Annotated in this window: 17 protein-coding genes, 1 pseudogene and 1 riboswitch; of the genes and pseudogenes, 10 read left to right on the top strand and 8 right to left on the bottom strand. The window is 33.8% G+C overall.

Going from position 1 to position 19,498, the window contains the following annotated elements; translation table 11 throughout:
• Positions 1–20 precede the first annotated feature (20 nt).
• Positions 21–443 carry an arsenate reductase (thioredoxin) gene (gene arsC / locus ACFX4R_RS24270; RefSeq protein ID WP_377570645.1) on the top strand — a complete coding sequence of 141 codons (423 nt, stop codon included), beginning with the start codon at positions 21–23 and terminating at the stop codon, positions 441–443.
• 992 nt (positions 444–1,435) lie between these two features.
• On the opposite strand, the gene ACFX4R_RS24275 is transcribed toward arsC, so the two are convergent.
• A complete protein-coding gene (locus ACFX4R_RS24275; RefSeq protein ID WP_377570647.1) occupies positions 1,436–1,876 on the bottom strand; it encodes a YaiI/YqxD family protein in 441 nt (146 codons plus the stop codon).
• A gap of 813 nt (positions 1,877–2,689) precedes the next feature.
• Between ACFX4R_RS24275 and ACFX4R_RS24280 the strand changes: the two genes are divergently transcribed.
• The 4 genes from ACFX4R_RS24280 to ACFX4R_RS24295 all read left to right on the top strand — a co-directional run bounded on the left by ACFX4R_RS24280 (position 2,690) and on the right by ACFX4R_RS24295 (position 6,398).
• Positions 2,690–3,004, top strand: coding sequence for a thioredoxin family protein (locus ACFX4R_RS24280; RefSeq protein WP_377570649.1), 315 nt, complete (start codon positions 2,690–2,692; stop codon positions 3,002–3,004).
• Positions 3,005–3,536: 532 nt separating this feature from the next.
• Positions 3,537–4,463 carry a bifunctional helix-turn-helix transcriptional regulator/GNAT family N-acetyltransferase gene (locus ACFX4R_RS24285; RefSeq protein WP_377570651.1) on the top strand — a complete coding sequence of 309 codons (927 nt, stop codon included), beginning with the start codon at positions 3,537–3,539 and terminating at the stop codon, positions 4,461–4,463.
• A 23-nt stretch (positions 4,464–4,486) separates the two neighbouring features.
• A complete protein-coding gene (locus tag ACFX4R_RS24290; protein WP_377570653.1) occupies positions 4,487–5,758 on the top strand; it encodes an MFS transporter in 1,272 nt (423 codons plus the stop codon).
• A 175-nt stretch (positions 5,759–5,933) separates the two neighbouring features.
• A complete protein-coding gene (locus ACFX4R_RS24295) occupies positions 5,934–6,398 on the top strand; it encodes a GNAT family N-acetyltransferase (RefSeq protein ID WP_377570655.1) in 465 nt (154 codons plus the stop codon).
• A 146-nt stretch (positions 6,399–6,544) separates the two neighbouring features.
• On the opposite strand, the gene ACFX4R_RS24300 is transcribed toward ACFX4R_RS24295, so the two are convergent.
• Entirely contained in the window at positions 6,545–7,216 is a 672-nt protein-coding gene (locus ACFX4R_RS24300; protein WP_377570657.1) for a hypothetical protein, read from the bottom strand.
• Positions 7,217–7,480: 264 nt separating this feature from the next.
• Between ACFX4R_RS24300 and pheA the strand changes: the two genes are divergently transcribed.
• Both pheA and ACFX4R_RS24310 read left to right on the top strand, forming a co-directional pair.
• Positions 7,481–8,302 (top strand): prephenate dehydratase, encoded by an 822-nt coding sequence (gene pheA / locus ACFX4R_RS24305; RefSeq protein ID WP_377570659.1) that lies wholly within the window; start codon positions 7,481–7,483, stop codon positions 8,300–8,302.
• Between the two features lie 147 nt (positions 8,303–8,449).
• A complete protein-coding gene (locus ACFX4R_RS24310) occupies positions 8,450–9,157 on the top strand; it encodes a class I SAM-dependent methyltransferase (RefSeq protein WP_377570661.1) in 708 nt (235 codons plus the stop codon).
• A gap of 113 nt (positions 9,158–9,270) precedes the next feature.
• On the opposite strand, the gene ACFX4R_RS24315 is transcribed toward ACFX4R_RS24310, so the two are convergent.
• Genes ACFX4R_RS24315 through trpB form a run of 3 tightly spaced genes read right to left on the bottom strand, consistent with a single transcriptional unit; the run spans position 9,271 to position 11,906 of the window.
• A complete protein-coding gene (locus ACFX4R_RS24315) occupies positions 9,271–9,849 on the bottom strand; it encodes a DJ-1/PfpI family protein (protein ID WP_377570664.1) in 579 nt (192 codons plus the stop codon).
• A 54-nt stretch (positions 9,850–9,903) separates the two neighbouring features.
• The gene (trpA, locus tag ACFX4R_RS24320; RefSeq protein ID WP_377570666.1) at positions 9,904–10,710 is read right to left on the bottom strand and encodes a tryptophan synthase subunit alpha; all 807 of its coding nucleotides are present in this window, start codon (positions 10,708–10,710) and stop codon (positions 9,904–9,906) included.
• Positions 10,707–11,906 carry a tryptophan synthase subunit beta gene (trpB, locus tag ACFX4R_RS24325; protein ID WP_377570669.1) on the bottom strand — a complete coding sequence of 400 codons (1,200 nt, stop codon included), beginning with the start codon at positions 11,904–11,906 and terminating at the stop codon, positions 10,707–10,709. The genes trpA and trpB overlap by 4 nt, the downstream gene beginning before the upstream one ends.
• 275 nt (positions 11,907–12,181) lie before the next feature.
• Here trpB and ACFX4R_RS24330 point away from each other — a divergent pair, with 275 nt between their 5' ends.
• Positions 12,182–13,135, top strand: a complete 954-nt coding sequence (locus tag ACFX4R_RS24330; protein ID WP_377570670.1) for a sugar-binding transcriptional regulator — start codon at positions 12,182–12,184, stop codon at positions 13,133–13,135.
• A gap of 199 nt (positions 13,136–13,334) precedes the next feature.
• Here ACFX4R_RS24330 and ACFX4R_RS24335 read toward each other — a convergent pair whose 3' ends face one another.
• The 3 genes and pseudogenes from ACFX4R_RS24335 to ACFX4R_RS24345 form a co-directional block, all read right to left on the bottom strand.
• Complete coding sequence (locus tag ACFX4R_RS24335; protein ID WP_377570672.1) at positions 13,335–14,717, bottom strand: radical SAM protein; 1,383 nt, start codon at positions 14,715–14,717, stop codon at positions 13,335–13,337.
• A 102-nt stretch (positions 14,718–14,819) separates the two neighbouring features.
• Entirely contained in the window at positions 14,820–15,050 is a 231-nt protein-coding gene (locus ACFX4R_RS24340) for a hypothetical protein (RefSeq protein WP_377570674.1), read from the bottom strand.
• Between the two features lie 510 nt (positions 15,051–15,560).
• A pseudogene (locus tag ACFX4R_RS24345) lies at positions 15,561–15,812 on the bottom strand (DDE-type integrase/transposase/recombinase); the annotation flags it as partial.
• 270 nt (positions 15,813–16,082) lie between these two features.
• Positions 16,083–16,162: riboswitch (ZMP/ZTP riboswitch) on the top strand.
• 71 nt (positions 16,163–16,233) lie between these two features.
• Here ACFX4R_RS24345 and ACFX4R_RS24350 point away from each other — a divergent pair.
• Complete coding sequence (locus ACFX4R_RS24350; protein WP_377570676.1) at positions 16,234–17,130, top strand: NAD(P)-dependent oxidoreductase; 897 nt, start codon at positions 16,234–16,236, stop codon at positions 17,128–17,130.
• 1,047 nt (positions 17,131–18,177) lie between these two features.
• Positions 18,178–19,167 (top strand): porphobilinogen synthase, encoded by a 990-nt coding sequence (gene hemB, locus ACFX4R_RS24355; protein ID WP_377570678.1) that lies wholly within the window; start codon positions 18,178–18,180, stop codon positions 19,165–19,167.
• The last annotated feature ends 331 nt before the right edge of the window (positions 19,168–19,498 follow it).

A 19,498-nucleotide genomic window follows, 5' to 3' on the forward strand; every position in this document is an offset into this window, starting at 1 on the left:
TCATGAAGGAGACTTTACATATGTCTAAAAAAACACTTTATTTCTTATGTACAGGTAACTCTTGCCGTAGCCAAATGGCAGAAGGATGGGCAAAAAAATATCTAAGTAACGATGAATGGGATGTACGTAGTGCAGGATTAGAAGCTCATGGATTAAATCCTAACGCTGTAAAAGCAATGAAAGAAGCTGGCGTTGATATTTCAAATCAAACATCTGATGTTATTAATCCTGAAATTTTAAATAACGCAGATTTAGTCGTCACTTTATGTGGTCATGCAGCAGATCACTGCCCAGTAACACCTCCTCACGTAAAGCGTGAGCACTGGGGATTTGATGATCCTGCAAAAGCAGAAGGAACAGATGAAGAGAAATGGGCATTTTTCCAACGTGTACGTGACGAAATCAGTGAACGTATTCAACGTTTCGCAGAAACAGGTAAATAATTAAAAATAAAGCAGCCTACCAATGTTTAGGCTGTTTTATTTGTTGTTAGAAAATCCATTACGTAAACTTACTTTTAATAAATTACACTTACTAAAAAAAGAACCCTTTGCCTAAGTAGGCAAAGGATTTTCAAATTTATTGGAATAGGGGGAATACGTTATTAGTGTAGCCAGATTTGTAGATTCATATACATATATCTTTAAAAATAAATGTTATAGTTGAACATTCTCTTGAAAAATAACTTTATTTAAGTTTTTCTATTAGTTAGGTAAATGATAAATTATTTTATATATTATTAAGGTTTTACTATTTACTGTTATTGACGACAAATTACGAATTTTTCTATAACTCTCTAGAGTTTATAAAGGTACACCTTTTTAGACGATGAAAAAATGATTCAAAAAACGTCTATTTAAATGAAAAATATACTTTTACGGACAAAATATTTAAATCTATTATACGATGTGAAAGTCATTATTATCGTTAACAAAATAAAAAGCAACCTCGGCATTGGCAAGCGAGGTTGCTTTTAATAGGGTTCACACGTAGGTGAATATGAAAGAAATAACTGCAAATAAACAATAGCACATTTTTGCTGGAGATACTATATTTTTCCGTATAAGCATATGTATAAAAGGTGCACTTTTTATACGTTCTTGTTTCTTTCAACTATCCAAAGAACATAGTCATATCAACGATGCATAAAAAGTTGCATGATTCGGGTAAAAAATCCTTGGTGGAAGCCTACCGCCCCAAGGGTTCTTTTGCTTTCTTATCTCCGTAAAGAGACATTATGTTAACAAGAATTGTGCTCTTTCTTTTTTGTTAAGGGCCCTTTTGTGGAATAACACTTAATGAGCGAATTAGGTGAATTTTGTTGAAGTAGATAGAGAAGATTGTTAAGAAATGTACTTAAGCTAACGGAGCAGGTTAGTTTAATATTTGGACAATTTATTTTTCTAGGTTTTTCTTAACAATGGATGATTCTTTTTTAACGTGAAATCGCTCTTTTAAAAAGCCCCTTAAATTTCTCCTTATCTTCTGATGTAAATGGTTTTGGCCCCTTTGTACGCTTTCCGCTTTTTCGAGCCATTGCACTCAAATAACGTGTTTGTAATAATTGGTCAATGTTTTCATTTGTATAGCTAGACCCATTATGGTGAAGTACCGCACACCCTTTTGCTAAACCTAGCGAAGCAAGACCATAATCTTGCGTAACGATTATATCTCCTTTTTCTACTAACCTCATAATACGATAATCCGCAGCATCTGCTCCAGAATCAACATAAATGGTTTCCACTCCTGATGGTTGTTCCGCATTAGAAAAATGAGAAAAACTAGTGACAAGGATAACAGGAATTTCAGCATTCGTACCTTCAGAGATAATGATATCTTTTACTGGACAAGCATCGGCATCAACATAAATTTTCATCTTAACCTCTCCCTGTAAATAAGTTTGAGTTGATGATAATGGCAAATTTAGCCTTTGTCAAACGATAAAGATGGTTTACCTAAAATTATTAAAAAACAGTTGTTCTAATAAAGGGCGCGTTTGTTGAACAAGAAGTAAAATGGTGACACATATTATACATGACTAATATGTATCACTATCTATTTTTTTATGACTTTTTACGATTTGGTCTTGATAAGCTTTTGCGTCTATTCCTGAACAATCAAGATTGTTCTAATTGTGATTTATAAGAGAAAATGAGAAGCTAATCTGAGCTTACGTAACCTTATAACGCATAAAAAGGTTAATTACTTTTTGTGCGTATAATAAGGTTTATTTAGTAAAGTAAGTAGACGTTTTGTCATTAGTTTTCCTATAGTCTAAAAAGGTGTACCTTTTTAGACCTGTTAATGGATCCATAGTTGGACAGGGATAGTTTTTGTGTTTAAACTAGTGGGGCAGAGCGTTTGAAGTATATGAATAAAACATGTTATCATTTGTATCCAAAGACAAATTCTCTAATGAGCTACAAATTGCAACTACTAGGTAGTTTTTCTAGATATCAAAATTTTTCAAAAACGAAAAAGCCTTTCTCAATTGAGAAAGACTTCTCCTAGTCTGAATGAATGTACTTGGTTAAGGTTAACATTCTCCCTTATTATACGTATTTTTCAGGTATCTGTCACCTAGAAAACACTATATCTATTTAAGTTCTTATACTGCGAATGATTAGCAAGACAACGAATAAAACATAGTTAAAGCCTTTATTACGAAAAGATGATTTGGAGGATTGTAATGACTATTTTAAGAGGGACAAAAGATAATTTTTTCTCATTAATTAAGGAAGGCATAACCTTAGCTTATTTTTCTAATCCACAGACAGAAGAGTGCCAAGCAACTCGAGCAAACTTAGAGTCTATAGAGAAAAATAGTAAAAAAGATATTAAATTTGTAGAAATTAATGTGAATGAGGAAAAAAAAGTAGTAGACAAATTCCCTGTAGACGTATTTCCAACCATTATCTTGTTTAAAAATGGAAAGATACTGAAAAGCAAAATTGGAGGACAGCCCAAATCCCAATTGACACAGTTTATAAGTCCTTTCAACTAAATGCTTCGTTTTCAATATGTATTTATCCCAGGTCTAAGCGTGTTAACAGAATATCTTTTGGATAAACTACTTACAATGCTGAGAGGCATTAACTTTCCTATTCTATTTATTTTTAAAAGAAGCTTCTTACAATTGAAACTTCTTTTAAAAATATGTTATATTCTAGAAAACAAAAGACAACTTTTAAAAGGCCATCTAATTTGCAACCATTAGATGGCCTTTTTCGTTGTTCTTATCCTTTAAGTTAGTTACCATAAAACGAATTACAGGAACCAAATCTTCTCTATCCTATATAGAATAAAGGGACTTTGGTAACCTAATGTTTAATATAGACAGTAGTAAAAAGAAGTCTCAATGGGAGACTTCTTTTTACTGTTGCCTAGAAAGTACAAGATGTTAACTAAATCTATATATCGCATTCATTTTTAAGGATAAAATCTAAGAATAATAGTTGACTCAGGCAAGTGTTGAGGTTAGAATTGGTAAATAATTACGTATGTAATAATTTATTAGACTTTGAAGAGGTGTGAATATGATCAATGTACAGAGTGAGTGTGGTCTTGAGTTCCGAAAATTCAACCGGTTTTATACAGATGTTTTAGGCTTTTTAAATGAACATATCTATGACAGCCCTTTTTCTTTAACAGAAACTCGTATTTTATTTGAAATTTATAACACTAGCAATTGTATGGCTAAAAACATTCAGGAAAAGTTGGATTTAGATGGTGGTTATGTAAGTAGAATTATCAAAAAATTCGAAAAAGAAAAGATGGTTTATAAACAAAAGTGTAAAGAAGATGGACGTAATCATTTTTTGTATGTAACAGAGCATGGGGAATTAATTTATAAAGAGTTGGAAAAGAAGGCGAACCAGCAGGTGGAATATATTCTTAAAAATTTAGATTATACCCAACAACAAAAGCTTGTAGCCTCAATGAATACCATACAAGAAATTCTTTCGACTTCATTTAAAGAAAAAGACGAAGAAGCTGTTTCTGTTAGAAGCTATTATACTTCTGATGATATTAACAACATGATTGAACAACAATGGTTATTTTATAATCAAGTACATAAATGGGATAACAGCTTTTTATCGTATCTTCAGGAGACCTTTAATGCTGATATAGAAAGAATCTGGATAGCAGAAATAAATCGAGAGTTTGCAGGCTGTATTGGCTTAGTGAATGATGGCAATAAGGTAGGACAGTTAAGGTGGTTCTTAGTAAATCCGTCATTTCACAAAAAAGGAATAGGGAGTCAACTTATTAACTCTCTAGTTCAATACTGTAAAGAACATGATTATGAACGCCTTTTTCTTTGGTCCGTTAGTGATATGGTGACAGCTAGACCACTATATAAAAAGTTTGGGTTTGAAATAATGGAAGTTCAAGAGAAAAAATCCTTGTGGGGAGCTACTTTAATAGAAGAACGCTGGGATTTAGAGCTAAGAAAAAAATAATCACTTTTAGTTGAGGGGAATATATGAAAAGAACATTTCATTACGCTTGGATTATTGTTTTTGTTACATTTTTGACCTTTTTAGCCGTTCAAGGTGTTCGTCTTTCATTTGGAGCTTTTGTTGAGCCTTGGGAAACAGATTTCTCAATGGATAGAGGGACCATTTCTCTTATTTCAACATTGAGTTTTATTACTTATGGGCTGTCTCAACCACTCGTTGGAAGGCTCGTAGATAAATTAGGTGCTCGGCTCATTTTATCTTTTAGCACTTTTCTAGTAGGGATAAGTATTTTTCTCACCTCTTTTGTAACTCATCCTTGGCAATTATTCTTTCTTTACGGAATTATGGTTTCTCTCGGCGTGGGAGGAGCCTCCAATGTAGCCGCAACAGTGGTTGTGACCAATTGGTTTAACGAAAAACGTGGACTTGCGCTTGGAATTATGGAAGCTGGTTTTGGTGCTGGACAAATGCTTCTTGTCCCAGGATCGCTCATGTTAATTCATTGGCTTAACTGGAAAATGACCGTTGTTATATTAGGCGCCTTTTTAGTGCTTATTGTCTTTCCTATCGTCCTTTTATTTTTACGGAACCATCCTAAAGAGAAAGGTTTAGTTCCTATTGGGGGTGAAATCGTAGAAGAAAGTACAGTCGAAAAAAAAGCTTTAAACACAAGCTCTTCAATATGGAATGTCTTTCTAAAAAGAGAGTTTTGGTTTTTAATCTTACCTTTTGCTATTTGTGGTTTCACTACTACAGGATTAATGGATACGCACCTTATTCCTTTTTCGCATGATCATGGATTCTCAACAAGTGTTACTAGTGCTGCCGTAAGTATACTTGCTGGGTTTAATATTATAGGTATCTTACTATCTGGTGTTGTCGCTGATTGCTGGAGTAGTCGCAAAATGTTATTCCTTTTATATGGAATGAGGGCAATATCTATTTGTATTCTCTTGTACAGTCATAATTCTGCATTATTGCTTATTTTTGCAGTATTATTTGGATTAGTTGACTTTGCAACTGTAGCTCCAACTCAATTACTAGCTACTCAATATTTTAAAGAATACTCCATTGGTTTTATTTTAGGGTGGTTATTCCTTAGCCATCAAATAGGATCGGCATTGGGCGCTTATTTACCAGGTTTATTTTATAACGAAACAGGTAGTTATAATATTTCTTTTTATCTTTCAATTATAATCTTAGCAGGAGCAGCCATTTTAAACTTGTTACTGCCTGAACCTCGTAAGGTTACACAAAAGGAGAAAATAGAGACTCACGAACAACTACAAGGTTAATAAAAAGGTAAGCCTTAATTAACGGCTTACCTTTTTTATTTATTATGATTACCTATAAAATCCATTATATTAAGTTATATAGGTTATATATATTTAAAATCAATACCCTAAATTTAACAAACACCCTAATTAATTTTCTGAAAAGTAATACATTTTCTAGTTAGGAGGACTGTATATGAGTACCGATGTTAAAAATGATTTTACAATTTCAAGCAACAAAAACTATTTAGATGTAGAGCTGATTTATAATTACCTTCATGAGGAAGCTTACTGGTCTAAAGGAATACCTTTACGTTTAGTAGAAAAATCAATTCAAAATTCAATCTGTTTTGGTGTGTTTGCGGGAGATCCTGAAAAGGAAAAATCGAAACAAGTTGGATTCGGAAGAATTATTACAGATTCATCAACTTTCGCTTACCTTGCTGATGTATTTATACTTAATGAATTTAGAGGATTAGGTCTTGGCAAATTACTTGTTCAAACTATGATTAATTGTCCAAGTATTAGAGAGGTACGAAGGATTTTGTTAGCAACAAAAGATGCTCATGGATTATATAAGCAATATGACTTTCAAGCTGTAAAAGATAAAAACTTGTTCATGGAGATTAATCAGAAGGGTATCTATAATAAGCTATCCTAAGGACCTTTCTTAATATTATGAGCGACAAAGCCTGTAGAATTATTATTCTACAGGCTTTTATACATATAAATAACGATAAGAGTGACTATATTAATTACCTTTGTATATGAGGTACATAATATTTTTTAGTATGGACACTTCACTGATTATTGATAAACGTTTAGTTTTAGTAGTTCTTCTAAGTAATTAGATAATGATTTTAAATGGTTTCCAACGTAAGCATCTGTTTTTGATTCAATAATTTCTGCTGCAGGTACCATTGATAATTGCGCTGCTGAAACAATTTTATCAGGGTGATTATTTATAAGTCGACTTAATCCACTTGATACAGATTCTATATATTCTTCTTTCTTACCTTCCATAACAAGATTAAATGTGTTTTCTAAAAGATAAGGTTCAACTTGAATGTTTTTTTTCTGTTTAGTTGCAAAGTTAATTAGTTGATTCATTGTTCCTTCTACGGTGTTTGGATTAGTGAAGACTAAAATTTGAGGTTCACCTTTCTCACAGATTGACTGAAATAAAGGATCATCAATTTTAATAATAGGAATTGAGTAGGCAAGCTTATCTTGCTCGATATTAGCTGTAAAAAAGGTACATGTAATCAAAATGGCGTCTACATGGCAACTTGATATCCACTCTAACGTATCTTTAATTTTCTTTTGTGCTACATCCTTTGTAAAGTTAGAATCCATTTTAATACGATCTAAGCCAGGATCTACGAAATGAATTAATTCAATGTTGTAAGGTTTTAGAGCTTTTTCGATATGTTCAATATTAGAGTGATGAGCATGGAAACAACCCAATCTTTTTTTCATTAGATAACCACCTTAAGTATTTTAAATAACATAAATTAAATTTAACACAAAATGGTATTTTTATATTGTTTAATTCAAGAATCTTACCAATAAATGCTGCAATTTTGGTTCTTATAAAATGCATTATGGCACATAATTTTATATATTCTATTCATCTTTTGAAACACATTTTCCCTTGTGGATAATTGGAGTAATATGTAATTTTATATGTTTTCAATAGAAAATTTAGGTTATACTTGGTTCAAAACTGAAGGAGTTTTGAACTTGAAAGTTGCATATTTAGGACCCCAAGGCACATTTTCAGAAGAAGCTGCATTTCGTTATTTTTCATCTAATAAAGTGGAATGGCTTATGTGTGAATCCATTTTAGATGTACTCGATGCTGTTAAAGACCATCGAGTTGATAATGGCCTAGTACCAATTGAAAATTCAATTGAAGGTACAATCAATATGACAGCAGATGGCTTATTAATGGATGATTTCTTTATTGAAGAGGAAGTAATTCTCCCTGTTTCTTTGCACTTACTTACAATGAAAGGTGTCGAGTCTGATCAAATTGAAGAGGTTTGGTCTATTCCACCCGCACTAGCTCAATGTAGAAACTACATTCGAGAACTAAGAGCTACAAGTAAGCATTTTAATAGTACAGCCTCTGCTGCTAAAACTTTACGTGATCAGGCTAGAAAAGATGTAGGTGCCATTGGTTCTGAGTGGGCTGCAAGAATGTTTGATTTACAAGTAACGAAAAGTAATATTCAAGATCATGGCGAGAACTGTACTCGTTTTGTTTTAGTGGGAAAGCATGAAAATAAATTAACTAAAGGAAAGAAGACATTGTTAGTGGTAACGCCTAATGAGGAGCGCCCTGGTTTATTAGCAATAATTCTAAATGTATTTTCATCACTCTCTATCAACCTTACCTGGATTGAGTCTCGCCCAACTAAGAAAAAATTAGGTACATACCGTTTTTTTATTGAAACTGAGCTAAGTTTGCAAGAAGATAGTGTACGCAAAGCTATTGCTATTTTGGAAACGTACGGCCATGATGTTTTAGTTTTAGGAAGCTATAATACAACAAAATTATAAAAATAGATAAAGTATATTACGTTAACTTAGAATAAATAAGATATACATCAAGTTACTGTTGAAAATAGGAATGAGTAAGGGTAAAATTATAATTGTTAGATTTTTCTAACCATTAGTTTTAGTTGAGTAGAGGAGAGCTGAGTGTAGATGAGTAAAGCAGAGTTTTATGAGCAAGTTGGAGTAGCTATGACATGTAGGTCTTATGGAGAGTACGAAAAAATGTTTTTGCTAGAAGAAGATTGCCTTAAAAAAGGAAAAATCTTAGATGTTGCAGCTGGAGCTTCTTCATTTGTAGCAGAAGCTAACAAAAGAGGCTATAATGCTGTTGCTGTAGACCCTCTTTATAACTTAACAGTTGAGCAAATGACCTTGCATGGGCAGAAAGAAATGAAAGAAGCCACTGAAAAGCTGGCTAAAAATATTTCGTTCTTATCTTGGGATTCTTATAAGAGCCTGGAGGAACACGATAAGATAAGAGAAGAATCTTTTAAACTCTTTTTAAATCACTATAAAGAAAATTCTATAGAAAAACGTTTTATTACTGGAACTTTACCAAATTTACCTTTTGATGATGAGACATTTTCGCTTGTGTTATGTAATCATTTCTTATTTCTTTATCAGGAGCAGTTTGACCTTGAGTTTCATTTACAGGGCATTCGAGAAATGATTCGAGTAACTAAAAAAGGCGGTATGATTAGAATTTATCCGTTAGTAGGATTTAAAAATGAACGATATCCTTATTTAGATAAATTAGTAGAAGCTGTAAATGATGAAAACATAGTAGTTAAAATCACAGATACAACATTTCGTTTTGTTCCTGCAGCTACAGAACTTTTAACTATAAATAAATTATAACGATACAAAACAAGTCTTTCTCCAATGGAGAGAGACTTGTTTTTTTGAAACTTGTAAATGATTTCTGATAACCATAACCAAAAAGCTTATTTTGAAAGCTTTTGGTTTTAATGCTAATTTACAATACCAGTTTTATAATAAGGATAATCCATTTGTTTTTGAATCTTTGTTGCAGTTTCTGGTCCATCAATTAATTCACATATATATAGTCCTAGATCTACTGAAGTAGCAACTCCACCACCAGTAATAACATTAGAATCTTTAACAATCCGTTCTTTTTCTACTTTGTCTGTATATTGCTTTAGTAAATCAAATCCATTTGGATGAGTAGTAGCTTTTATATTCCTTAGGAAGCCAGCTGCTCCTAGGAGAAGTGATCCAGTACACACAGAAACTTTATAAGGAACACCTTTTGCTGTTTTTAACCAGCTAATGAATTCAGTATCATATTGCAAAGCTCCAGTACCCATTCCACCTGGCACAAAGATTAAATCATACTCTGATAGGTCGGGTGAAACTTTATTTATTTTAAATGTAATTCCACGATCATCGCTTATTTCATTGCTTAATGCACAGAGATCCCAAGTTAAATCTTTTTTAAATCCTAGTGTTTTTAACCGTGTAATGCCATCGTAAAACCCAATAAAGTCTAAAGCTGTCAATTGATCAAAAAGAATAAAACCAACTTTCATTAAATGACACCTTCCTTAACATAGTTGACAATGTAATTTAATTCTCCATATTTTTTAATCTAAAAAATCATTAGCAAAATCATAAATTTCTTTAAGTCCTAATGAACGGTTATCCACCTCTGTTAGTAGCTGAAGGTTGTCTTCAATAACTTGAACAATCGCACTGCCTACTACTCCTCCCTCACATAGTTCCGAAATTTTTTGAAATTGCTTTCGATTAGATATACCAAAACCAACTGCGATAGGTAAATCTGTTGAATTTCTTATCGAAGAAATTAACTCCTCAATCCCCTTATGAAATTCTTTCCGAACTCCAGTCACACCAAGAGACGATACACAATAAATAAATCCCGTTGCTTGTTTCACAATCTGTTCGATTCGGCTCTTGGATGTAGGTGCTACTAAAGGAATAAAACCAATTTGATATGTAGCGCAGAAGGAACATATCGGTTCGCTTTCTTCTACAGGTAAATCTGGAACAATGACTCCGTTAATTCCACTTTTCTTCATTAAAGAAAAAGCTGTATCAAATCCGATTCGTAAAAGAGGATTGTAATATGTAAATAAGACGAATGGGACACGAATACCCGCCTTTCTTGCTTCCTTTGCTACGTTAAACACATCGAATATCGTCGTTCCCTGTTCGAGTGCTCTCTTTGCAGCCCTTTGAATAACAGGCCCATCAGCTAGAGGATCAGAATAAGGTACTCCTAGTTCAATTATACTGGCACCAGCATTTTGTAGCTCACGTAAGATTTCAATCGTCGTTTGAAGGTCACACTCACCAACAGCAATAAATGGAATAAAGGCAGTTTGATTTTTCTTTTTTAATTCATTAAAGGTTTGGGCAATTAAATTCATTTTTCCGCACTTCCTATATGTTTCATAATTGATTCCATATCCTTATCTCCTCTTCCTGAAATGTTAACAATCAAAATATGGTCTTTAGAAAGTGTAGGAGCAATTTTTATACATTCAGCTACAGCATGAGAACTCTCTAAGGCAGGAATAATCCCTTCTACTCGACTTAACACTTCAACGGCTTGTAACGCTTCTTTGTCTGTGACGGAATGATACTGAACACGTTCTACATCTTTTAAGTAAGAATGCTCCGGTCCTACTCCTGGATAATCAAGTCCTGCGGAAATCGAATAGGCTTCTTTTACTTGACCAAATTCGTCTTGTATTAAATAACTCATTGATCCTTGAAACACACCTGGAATTCCTTTTGTTAGAGAAGCTGCATGCCTTTCTGTTTCGATACCTTTCCCCCCTGCCTCTACTCCAATTAGGCGAACATCGGTATCTTCTAAGAACGGATAAAATATACCAATAGCATTACTTCCTCCGCCAACACAAGCGATAATCGTATCCGGTAAACGCCCTTCTTTCGTAACTATTTGTTCCTTTGTTTCATCTCCAATAATTCGTTGAAAATCCCTTACCATCACAGGATACGGATGTGGTCCTGCAGCAGTTCCAAATAAAAAGTATGTATCTTCTACATTTTCCACCCAATAGCGCAGCGTTTCATTTCCAGCGTCTTTTAACGTTTTAGAACCAGAAGAAACAGGTACTACCTCAGCCCCTAACAATTGCATCCGATACACATTCAGTTGTTGACGTTTAATATCTTCTTCTCCCATAAAAATTTTACATTCTAATCCTAAGAGAGCAGAAACTGTAGCTGTAGCTACCCCATGTTGACCAGCTCCTGTTTCCGCAATAATTTTCTTTTTACCCATCCGTTTAGCTAACAAAGCTTGAGCGATGGCATTGTTAATTTTATGAGCACCGGTATGATTTAAATCCTCTCGTTTAAGATAAATTTTGGCCCCGTCTAAGTGCTCAGTCAATCTCCCTGCATAATATAAAGGTGTAGGTCTTCCTGAATATTCTTGAAGAAGTTCTTTTACTTCATTTATAAACCCCGGGTCGTTCCGATAATGATGAAAAGACTTCTCCAGCTCGTTTAATGCATACATCAATGTCTCCGGAACAAATTTACCTCCATATTCACCAAATTTACCATTCATAGGTACGTCTAGACTAATCATCTCTTGGTTCCTCCTTCTGAATCAAAATACATCTTCTACGTTGTGTAGTAGATGAGGTTGGAAAGAACCTAGTTTCATAGGTAAAGAATCTATCAATGATCCTTTCTTACTCAAATATTTTTAATTAACTTACCTATGCTTTACATCTAATCTAGGCTCTTGCTATACTCTACTCCTACTGAAAAATAACCTGTTGTAAACATTCTACTAGTATTTTACAATTGAATTAACAAAATTTCAAGCATGAACATTTGTTCAACAAGGAGAATAAAAACATGTATAATATGATGGAAGAAAGAATACGTATGCTTATTAAAGTAAGTACGTTATATTATATTGATGGTTTAAATCAACAAGAGATTGCTAAACAATTAGGAACTTCTCGACCACAAGTTAGCCGAATGTTAAATGCAGCTCGTTCAGAAGGAATTGTTCAAATTACAATTAATAATCCTTTTTCTGAAGAACATCAGGTAGAACGGGAACTTATTGAAACATTCGGGATTAAAAATGCAATTGTTGTTCATGCTCCTGGTGCGGATAAGCAGCTCCTCAACAAACATCTTGCTCGAGCAGGTGCGCAGCTATTAGAATCTATTTTAAGAGATCAAGACGTCATTGGCATTATGGCTAGTAGAAGTCTTGCAGATGTTGGCGCTGAATTGAACTACTTTTCACGAAAAAATATGCAGTTTGTTCCAGTCATTGGTGGATGGGGAGCTGAAGGATCAAATTGGCATGCGAATGAAAATGTACGTACTTTTGGTGAAAAATTGAAGTCGAAGTATTGGACTCTTAACGCCCCGGCTATCGTTGGTTCACAACAAGCACGTGATATTATGATGAATGAACAAAATATTAACGAGGTTATTGAACTTGGAAAAAAAGCAACGACAGTTTTAGTGGGTATTGGACAAGTTTCAAAAGACTCAACTATTGTAAAATCAGGGTATTTTAGTAGAGATGATATGGATAAGGCCCGGGAAAAAGGAGCAGTAGCAAATATTAGTACCTCTTTCCTTGATGAAAAAGGCACTCCGATTTTTTATGAAGAAGAAAACCATATGATTGGGTTGTCTGCACTTGAAATAAGACAAGCACAAAATATCATCGCCTTTGCAAGTGGGGATGACAAAGTAGCAGCCATTCGTGCAGTGCTAAGAGGTAAATGGATTGACGTTCTCGTAACAGACTTATCAACTGCAAACACACTTTTAGGAAGAGGATAGTTTCAGTAAAGCGCTATTTTCGTTAAGGAATAAAGATTTATATTGATAAATAAAAAGCCTTAGATTTTATAAGATCTAAGGCTTTTTCCATCAGATCTGTTATCTATAACATTCCTTATATTTATTAATAGTAGTTATATTTTTGGAACCTTCGCGTTGTGGAAGAAGATCTGTCTAAAATGACAAAATACCTTTTTCTTTAAATTTCTATTTTAGATAAGTTACCATTTTCTTTATGATATTGATCCATATAACTACTGCAAGATGCCCACTCTCTAACTGGACAATCATCACAATTTTCAGGAGCCATCTTTTCTTGGTTTAGTCTTAACTCTTCTTTAATAAACAGGCATTCAGGATCAGAGGCTCTGCCACAATTAAAGGAGGCATTAGCATTTCCTCTACATCCCCCCTCACATCCAACTAAGTGATAAAGTTCACATACAGCACATGGACCTGCAATAAATTCCTTTTGCTCAGAAAATATTCGTGATTCTACTTTATTTTTTAAAATTTCTCTTAAGTTATTCCTTTTGACATTTCCGTGCGGAATAGATTGTCCCACACAAGATATAGCTTCTCCAAAACCATTCTGATTGTATTTGATATGTATTCCAGTTTGAGTCATTGTACATGCATTGGTGAATGCTGGAGTTATCAAATACTCTATCTTTTTAAGTAATTCCTCAGCCTCACTAACTTGATCGGCTGGAAGTATTAAATGAGGATAATTTCTTCTATCATACTCATAGATTTTCATTAATAATTCTTTAACATCATTAGGATCAGGAATCAGGTATTTATTTCTTTGGTCATCAGAAACTCTCATTCTTTCAAAAAAAGAGGTTATATTATTCATTCTACAATATTTGTGCACCTCAAAAGCATATTTTATTGTTTGGGCATTAATGACAAAGTCACCTACGAGTTCAATATCCTTTCCGAAAGTATTTAGATCTTTTTTTACGGTTAAGATATTGTTAATAGCCTTTTTTAAAGTATTAGAGTAGCCTGGAAATCTTACTATTGTATCATGCTCTACGTCTCCCTGTTCATCAAGATATGGTAGATGGGTAACAATTACCACCCCAGGCAAACAGACTTTCTTTGCATATTCTAGATTAGCTAGTTTTACGCCATTTGTAACCAGTATCGGGGATAATCCACTTTTTAACGCATACTCTATCAAATAAGGTAATTTAGGATGTAGTGTCGGTTCGCCACCAATAAATACAACCTGTCCAAAGATTTTTTTCCCAGTCGTTTGATCAATTTCTGAAGCCTGATTAATGATTTCTATTATATCATCAGCTGGAACTGGTTTAATTTCATCACCTTTTGTATTTTGAGCCACATAGCAGTATTCACATTTTAATTGACAGTGAAGTTGATGTACAATCTCTAGTGCTATACATTCATACAATGAATCACCTTTTTCCCTAAAATTATCAGTAGTGTAATAAGACTCCTTTCTGTTTACTTGTGTCTTTTCGTACCCTTTTAACATTGACACATATTCATAATACTCATCGGTAAAGAAGTTGATTTGTTTTTTCTGATAGGTTTTTTTTAACTCAAGCATGTTTTTTCCTCCTCTAATTAACGTTCAGATATATCCTAAACTGTGAAGTTTAATTTTCATTACCATTGATCATAAAGAGCTTAAGATTGGTTATCTACATTTCTAAATAGGTTTTTGTACTTGAGCTGGGTATGCCAGTTTTATGTCTTTATTAGATGTTTTTGCGCACGAACTATTTTTATTTATCCATGTAATATAATCATAATAGTATATTTTATAAGCAGCATTTTCTTGACATATGGAACATTTAAAAGGATTAGTCAATTTATCAACATGAGGTGCTTTTAACATATCTATAGCCGTTTTAACATGTTTTTCACATACAAATATCATTTCATCGAATCTCCTTAAAGGGAAAGGTAATATATTGATTTTTCTATAAAAATTCATTTAAATTACAAAAATTAAAGTTCTAACATAAAGATATAAATAGATATAATTTCTTTTTAAACTCCAATATATAAATTAGATGTTGTTATGAATCACTAAACTTAGATGTTACTTTTTATTTTTACACAAGAACCTTTTTCGTACCCTTCATCACCTTCTTTTATAAAAATTCACCACCTTTAACCTACTTGGCAGAGCTAATTAACCCTTTTAACTTATTTGAGTAAATATGAATAGGGCCATTTAAAGAATGCGATAGATTTCTGAAATTTTTATCTTTCTTTACAATCACTTAGAAGAAAAATTCCATCATGCACTCTTTTCAGTATATTTTATTCCATTTTTTCCCTTAATTTCTGTGATTAATATCACGGAAATTAAGGAGAAAATTTCAGATACTGAGTAGTTGGTAAATGATCATTCGGCTTATGAAGTTAATCCGAACAGCCTATCTTGAATTACTACAGGATAGGCAGGGATCTTATGTATTGTTATGATACGAGATTTGGAAACATCGGAAAAAGCCAAGGCTTTCTTAAAAAAGCGCTTGGCTACTTGTTTCCCTCTTGATTCACTTAGATAAAAAGCAATCGTATTTCCTTATGCATCAAGGGTATGATATAGGTACATCCATTAACCTTTGACTTCTACGTACGTCTCATTAACTCTCCAAGAATCATTGGTTGACTTAAGATGACGCCGTACTCACTTATCTAATTCAAGATCATACCGATAAACCCCAGGTTTTTCTACAAAGTATTTAAATGATAAAACTATTTTTAATAAGGTAAGTTTATCATTACTTAATGATATGGTGAAAAGTAAAACTACACATAATCAGCTTTATGTGAACTAAGAATGTTTACTTTCTGTCTCATTTTTCAAATGTGTTAATTGGGAAGTGTTTTACTAAAAAAAGTAAAATTAAATTATTGGAATTTTCTTTAATTAATGTATAATTATATGTAATTAGTATTCTCTATACGTAACTGGCGAAGCGTGGAGTACCACGAGGAAGCGTATAGTTCATATCGTCGTACGCCTGGGCAGAAGTATTTAACTGTAAGAGTTAAATACTTTTTTATGTTTTATAAACATAAAATTAAGATTGGAGAGGAAGAAAGTTATGTATAATACGAAAACTACAGTTATAGGTTTTATTGGTACAGGCGTAATGGGGAAAAGTATGGCAAGTCACCTTATAAATTCCGGATATAAAGTTCTAGTTTATAATAGAACGCCTGCTCGTGCTCAAGAGTTAATTGATAACGGCGCTATTTGGAAAGATACAATTGGTGAGCTTTCTTCAGAGTCAAATATAATCATCACAATGGTAGGCTATCCAGCAGATGTGGAGGAAGTTTATTTAGGAGAAGAGGGTATTCTTCATTCTGCAAAAGAAGGGTCTTATGTAATTGATATGACGACATCAAGTCCTCTTTTAGCACAGAGAGTTCATAAGCTAGCTTCAGAAAAGAACATTTATGCATTAGATGCTCCTGTTTCTGGTGGAGATATTGGAGCTCAAAAAGGTACGTTAGCTATCATGGTTGGAGGAGATAAGAAAGATTTTGATGCCATGAAACCTATTTTTGAGTTAATGGGAACTAATATTGTTCTACAAGGAAAAGCTGGAGCCGGACAGCACACTAAAATGTGTAATCAAATAGCGATTGCTTCAAATATGATAGGTGTTTGTGAAGCAATGGTATATGCAAAACAATCTGGTTTGGATCAAAAGAGAGTATTAGAAAGTATTGAAACTGGAGCTGCAGGAAGTTGGTCACTTAGTAATTTAGCTCCTCGAATGATTAAAGGTAATTTTGAACCTGGATTTTATATCAAGCATTTCATAAAAGATATGAGAATTGCCCTCGAATCTGCCGAAGAAATGAAATTATTAACACCAGGCTTAAGATTAGCTAAATCATTATACGATGATCTAGCCAATCAAGGGGCACAAAATGATGGAACCCAAGCTTTATATAAGTTATTAGATAAGCAACTGTCACATCTATCATAAAAATAATATTACTTTTTATATTCAATTCTATAAATAGAGACCCTTTTATTAAAGAGGGTCTTTGTTTCATGCCGATAAGAGTGATTATGGTGCGACAAGAAGTCGCTTTTATATAGTGTGGCTTACGCCACTGGTTTAGACGCAAAAACTATCCCCGTCCAAAACTGCGGGTCTGGTAACGGGCTCGTGGGTTGCATGCGGAAATGCGGAAACAGAGAGTCAGTGCACGACTCGGAACACTGCTAGGGGAAGATGAGTATGGTGAACATTAGTGAAGGTTTGTAAGCTTCGTAAGTGTTAGCTCAGGATAGTGCACAGATTTGCCTGGGTATTGGCAAGAGGAAAAGCAGATTCATAATGCTGCTGTGACGCGTCCCGTATCTTGCCCGGAGTAAAGAACCCACCTAACCTCGTCGTATCTATAAGATGCGGAACTTGGTAAGCCCTTTATCATCTGTGTGAACAGTAGGATGACTGTAAAGTCAAACAATGTGCTAGAGGGTAAAGGATACGAGAGAAAGCGAATGCCGTTGTCTCGAAAGAGAACAGAAAAGCAGGAAACTGTATAACTGGACGGATACTATCGTCCTCACGGACAAACCCATGATAGGCCCGAAAGGGAGCCTACTTCTCGTTGGTCTCTCGTAGGAACATAAGGTTGTGGCTATCTTCTGACGAAAGAAACGTACTGTTATGTATACCTCCACTTGGAGCGTCGGCGTACGTTTTACTTACCGTTATGGTATGTGATGAAGATACGACAGCAAATGGACCTGCAATGGGAGGCTTGAGCCGTATGAGTTGAAAGGCTCACGTACGGTTCTTAGGGGAGTCAGGGGCAGTGATGCCCCTCGCTTACCCGACTTAACTAATTTTGTATAGGATATTCATAAATCTATCGCTTCTCAAAGGACTTATTCTTTCCTAATTTCCTAAGTTAATCAGTGATGGTAGCCTTTTATGTACTAGTAAGGAATACTAATATATACTTAAATAGTTTGTTGAGATAGATTTTATCTAAATAATTAATGGAGGATTGATATAGAAATGGAAAACTTCCCAATAATCCGTATGAGAAGAAATCGAAAGGACGATTGGAATCGTCGTTTACTTGCCCAGCATGAATTAACAGTTAATGATTTAATTTGGCCGATATTTGTAAAAGAAGAGGCAGGAGTAGAAGAAATTAATTCTATGCCAGGTCAATTTCGAGTCGGTTTAGATTGTTTAGTTCAACATGTAAAAGAAGCTGTAGAATTAGGGATTCCAGCAATTGCTTTATTTCCAGTTATTCCAGACAATAAAAAAGATTCAATTGGAACTGAGGCGTTAAATTCGAATAATGTAGTCTGTCAGGCAGCAAAACTACTTAAGGAGGCATACCCAAATGTCGGTTTAATTGGGGATGTAGCTTTAGATCCTTATACAGATCACGGTCATGATGGAATACTTGTTAATGGTTATGTTGATAATGACGAAAGTGTTCGTGTGTTGGTTCAACAGGCATTAATATTAGCAAAGTCCGGAATAGATGTTGTTGCTCCATCTGATATGATGGATGGTCGCATATTTGCCATTCGAACTGCCTTAGATAAAGAGAATTTACACAACACTAGAATAATGTCGTATGCAGCAAAATATGCCTCTAGCTATTATGGTCCTTTCCGTGATGCCTTAAATTCAAGTGAGAGACTTAAAGGGGATAAAAAAACGTATCAAATGGATCCTGCAAACTCGGATGAGGCTTTACGTGAAGTAGAACTAGATATAAAAGAAGGCGCTGATATGATAATGATAAAACCAGGCCTACCTTACTTAGATATTGTTCAACGTGTAAAAACTAAGTTTTCTGTTCCTACTTTTGCTTATCAAGTGAGTGGAGAATATTCTATGATGATGGCGTCTTTTGAAAAAGGTTGGCTAAATCCAGATGAAGTGATTATAGAGACTTTACTTGCATTTAAGCGTGGAGGGTGTGATGGTATTCTCACTTATTTTGCAGTAGATGCTGCCCGTAAAATACAAAGTAAAGAGTAGTGTAAAAAAAGCACCTAGTATTATGATTAGGTGCTTTTTTTGTTACCGATAAAATTCATTATGTTAACTACAAACGTATACTTTCTTGAACGCCCTTCATTCATAGAAGCAATTTCTCAAACTCACTTTTTATAAATTCAAGTTTTACCCCTTACACTTAGGAGCAACAAATACTCTTTTCTCGTGATATAAGACATTTGGAATAAAAACACATACTAATGAAATTAGTATGTGTTTTTATTTTTTAATAAATTGAAATATTGATGAGTATGTTTTACTTATCTATTTGTCCATACCTATGTTCTTGAATATACTTAAGTTTCTTCATTTT

The organism is Priestia sp. YIM B13490 (assembly GCF_042787735.1).
GTDB classification, from domain to species: domain Bacteria; phylum Bacillota; class Bacilli; order Bacillales; family Bacillaceae_H; genus Priestia; species Priestia megaterium.

Coding starts and splice junctions, on each gene's coding strand:
- ACFX4R_RS24285 (WP_377570651.1), top strand. CDS start 3,537: ATGATCAATGTACAGAGTGAGTGTGGTCTTGAGTTCCGAAAATTCAAC.
- trpB (WP_377570669.1), bottom strand. CDS start 11,906: ATGATTAGTCTAGACGTACCTATGAATGGTAAATTTGGTGAATATGGA.
- arsC (WP_377570645.1), top strand. CDS start 21: ATGTCTAAAAAAACACTTTATTTCTTATGTACAGGTAACTCTTGCCGT.
- ACFX4R_RS24315 (WP_377570664.1), bottom strand. CDS start 9,849: ATGAAAGTTGGTTTTATTCTTTTTGATCAATTGACAGCTTTAGACTTT.
- trpA (WP_377570666.1), bottom strand. CDS start 10,710: ATGAATTTAATTGCCCAAACCTTTAATGAATTAAAAAAGAAAAATCAA.
- ACFX4R_RS24295 (WP_377570655.1), top strand. CDS start 5,934: ATGAGTACCGATGTTAAAAATGATTTTACAATTTCAAGCAACAAAAAC.
- ACFX4R_RS24280 (WP_377570649.1), top strand. CDS start 2,690: ATGACTATTTTAAGAGGGACAAAAGATAATTTTTTCTCATTAATTAAG.
- ACFX4R_RS24275 (WP_377570647.1), bottom strand. CDS start 1,876: ATGAAAATTTATGTTGATGCCGATGCTTGTCCAGTAAAAGATATCATT.
- ACFX4R_RS24310 (WP_377570661.1), top strand. CDS start 8,450: ATGAGTAAAGCAGAGTTTTATGAGCAAGTTGGAGTAGCTATGACATGT.
- ACFX4R_RS24290 (WP_377570653.1), top strand. CDS start 4,487: ATGAAAAGAACATTTCATTACGCTTGGATTATTGTTTTTGTTACATTT.
- ACFX4R_RS24335 (WP_377570672.1), bottom strand. CDS start 14,717: ATGCTTGAGTTAAAAAAAACCTATCAGAAAAAACAAATCAACTTCTTT.
- ACFX4R_RS24340 (WP_377570674.1), bottom strand. CDS start 15,050: ATGATATTTGTATGTGAAAAACATGTTAAAACGGCTATAGATATGTTA.
- ACFX4R_RS24330 (WP_377570670.1), top strand. CDS start 12,182: ATGTATAATATGATGGAAGAAAGAATACGTATGCTTATTAAAGTAAGT.
- ACFX4R_RS24300 (WP_377570657.1), bottom strand. CDS start 7,216: ATGAAAAAAAGATTGGGTTGTTTCCATGCTCATCACTCTAATATTGAA.
- ACFX4R_RS24350 (WP_377570676.1), top strand. CDS start 16,234: ATGTATAATACGAAAACTACAGTTATAGGTTTTATTGGTACAGGCGTA.
- hemB (WP_377570678.1), top strand. CDS start 18,178: ATGGAAAACTTCCCAATAATCCGTATGAGAAGAAATCGAAAGGACGAT.